The following is a 2460-nucleotide window of genomic DNA, read 5'->3' as shown; positions in this document are numbered from 1 at the left end:
GATCAAACTCTCCAAAAAGGTAAAACCTATTTGTTAAGCTGAATAGCTCAATTTCAAAGCTGACGAGATTTTGCAATCTCTTAATTGTGGTCACTTGCGTGACCGTGCTTCCTCACTCGTTGTTCAGTTTTCAAAGAACAATTTCTTTTCTTTCACTCTCGCCACCGTTTTAGCGGCGACTTTTTAAATATACCACACTCGCCTATCTGATTGCAAGCATTTTTTTAAACATCAATTTCGAAGTTCATTCGCGCTTGAGCAATCAGCTCTTCTTATCGAAGCGGCGAAATATAAAATAACACATAAGAAGAGGGTAAGTCAAGCCTATACCCTCTATTTTTTTTCAATTTGATAATTACGATTCCTAGCATACTTTGAAATTTCTTTGGGTGTGGCTAAACGAGCATACATACGGAAAATCACTTTGTATCTGGATTCAATAGCCCCTTTAATCTCTTGATCAATTCTCTTGTCATTCAGATCGAACAGCATTTCATCTAATTCTTTGCGAAGCACATAGTCTAATTCTCTGCATTCCCGATCATTGAATAGAAATCCGAGCATACATCCATTCAAACCCCTCTCGACTGTAGATACAGAAAAGGCATGCCGGCAACTTTCTGCAGAACATGTCCCAATACAAGGATTTATGGCTTTCCTAACAATTCGGCATTAAGAGGATCCGTTATTATCTTCCGCTTTACCTTATTGCTTTACTGTTATGCTCAGATTTTCCCATTTTTATGACAAGAGTTTTGATTTTTTTTTTACAAATGAACTAGCCAGTAAGTCAGAGTACTTTCAATGATTGCTGCAAGCAATAAAAGTACCACGATGCATACCGATAACGGTTTCGTTAAACGAAGAACTCTAATTAGTTCTACACGTACCGTTCTGGCTTCACTTCGTAAAAAGATCTGTAACCCTGCTTTCCATACGAGCATTCCCAACTTAAGCCCATATGCGCATGCAATTAAAATAACTGGAATTTCTATGATGCCATGAGGCAAAATGCCTTTTAGCACTACAGACAATGTACTTTCATGGGTTTGCAGAGTGAGAACATATCCAAGTATCATCCCATTAGCAACTAGCATAAACAGCGGAAACACACCCAACAACAACCCTAGAAAAATGATAATGACAGATTTAAATGCATTGTTCAGAAATATAAAGACGAAAAACCACAATTGTGGATTTTCTTTACTGCTTAGCGTTTGACTTAACGATTTCAGGCTTTCCAGTTGATTATTGAGAAAAATCGAAAATTGATCCGAGTTAGCCCAGCCCAAATAAAAGCTGAAACCAAAGACAAGAACGACAACAATGAAATAGTGTTTCATCTCTTTTAGATGTGCTAGCAATTCTTTAAAATTCATTTTGATTTCCCTCCGATATTCAAGAATAAGTAGGGTATGTACGAGCATACATTGTCTATAAAGTAATACAAGCCTTACCCGCTGTAGGGCAAGAAGGAGGTTCCAGCTAAAGTGAACTATTTTTTTGTAGTGAACGCTCGAAAATTAAAGCAATTCATCTTCATTGCCGTTGCCATTGTATTCGCGGCAGCCATTGTGTATTCGGAACAAAGCAATATTTCCGTGTTCGGGGCGGGAGAACCATCTGCCATTTATAGTGTGCAAACGGAGAAAAAAGTGATCGCGCTAACCTTCGACATTAGCTGGGGAGATAAACGAGCGGAACCCATTCTAAAAGTACTTGAAAGTAAAGGCGTGAAAGATGCAACATTCTTCCTTTCCTCCCCCTGGAGTAAAAGTCACCCTGAAATCGTAGATCATATCAAGAAAGCAGGCTTTGAAATCGGCAGCCACGGTAATAAACATGATAATTACAGTACATTTAGTGATGAAGAAATACGCAAGCAAATTTCTATAGCACATGGAATTTTGACGGAATTGGTCGGAAAAGAGCCGAATTTGATACGAATGCCTAATGGCGATTTTGATAAAAGAGTACTGCGGATCGCAGACGAGCTCGGTTATTCCGTGGTGCAATGGGATACCGATTCCCTAGACTGGATGAATATTGGTACGGATAAAATCATTGATCGCGTTGTCTCTAAAGCACATCCCGGAGATATCGTGCTGATGCACGCCAGCGATTCCTGTCAACAGACACATGAAGCTTTACCCGTTATTATTGATCAATTAAGAGCTAAAGGCTATGAGTTCGTAACAGTTAGCGAGCTGCTTAAGCAAACTCAAGTTGAAACCAAGCCTGTCGAAGATCAAGCGATGAAACAAATTCATTAGAATACGAATGAAAAAGAGCTAAGTCTGAAGTGACCCCAAAAAGTTAGACAGTATATTGTTAGGCAGCTTCTAGGGTATGAGTCCGGTACCGTACCGGGCTCATGCCTTTTAGTTTTGCCTTTATTCGTTTGTGGTTGTAGTATGTGATGTATTTTTCCAGTTCTACTTTAAACTGTTCAATATTCTC

The 2460-nt window shown here is 39.1% G+C and carries 4 protein-coding genes; 1 reads left to right on the top strand and 3 read right to left on the bottom strand.

Annotation, left to right across the window (positions count from 1 at the left end; genetic code table 11):
* Nucleotides 1-333: 333 nt before the first annotated feature.
* On the bottom strand, nucleotides 334-564 hold the full coding sequence (locus ICC18_RS33265) for a hypothetical protein (RefSeq protein ID WP_188178675.1): 231 nt from the start codon (nucleotides 562-564) through the stop codon (nucleotides 334-336).
* Between the two features lie 203 nt (nucleotides 565-767).
* Complete coding sequence (locus tag ICC18_RS33260) at nucleotides 768-1379, bottom strand: stage II sporulation protein M (protein ID WP_188178674.1); 612 nt, start codon at nucleotides 1377-1379, stop codon at nucleotides 768-770.
* A gap of 111 nt (nucleotides 1380-1490) precedes the next feature.
* Here ICC18_RS33260 and pdaB point away from each other — a divergent pair, with 111 nt between their 5' ends.
* Complete coding sequence (gene pdaB / locus ICC18_RS33255) at nucleotides 1491-2273, top strand: polysaccharide deacetylase family sporulation protein PdaB (RefSeq protein ID WP_188178673.1); 783 nt, start codon at nucleotides 1491-1493, stop codon at nucleotides 2271-2273.
* 58 nt (nucleotides 2274-2331) lie between these two features.
* Here the strand turns inward: pdaB and ICC18_RS33250 are convergent.
* A partial coding sequence (locus ICC18_RS33250; protein ID WP_188178672.1) for an IS3 family transposase occupies nucleotides 2332-2460 on the bottom strand: 129 nt, incomplete at its 5' end.

This window comes from Paenibacillus sedimenti, from assembly GCF_014534655.1.
Lineage (GTDB): Bacteria > Bacillota > Bacilli > Paenibacillales > NBRC-103111 > Paenibacillus_E > Paenibacillus_E sedimenti.
Note: the sequence above shows the minus strand (reverse complement) of the source record. Positions and strands in the feature narration are given on the sequence as shown.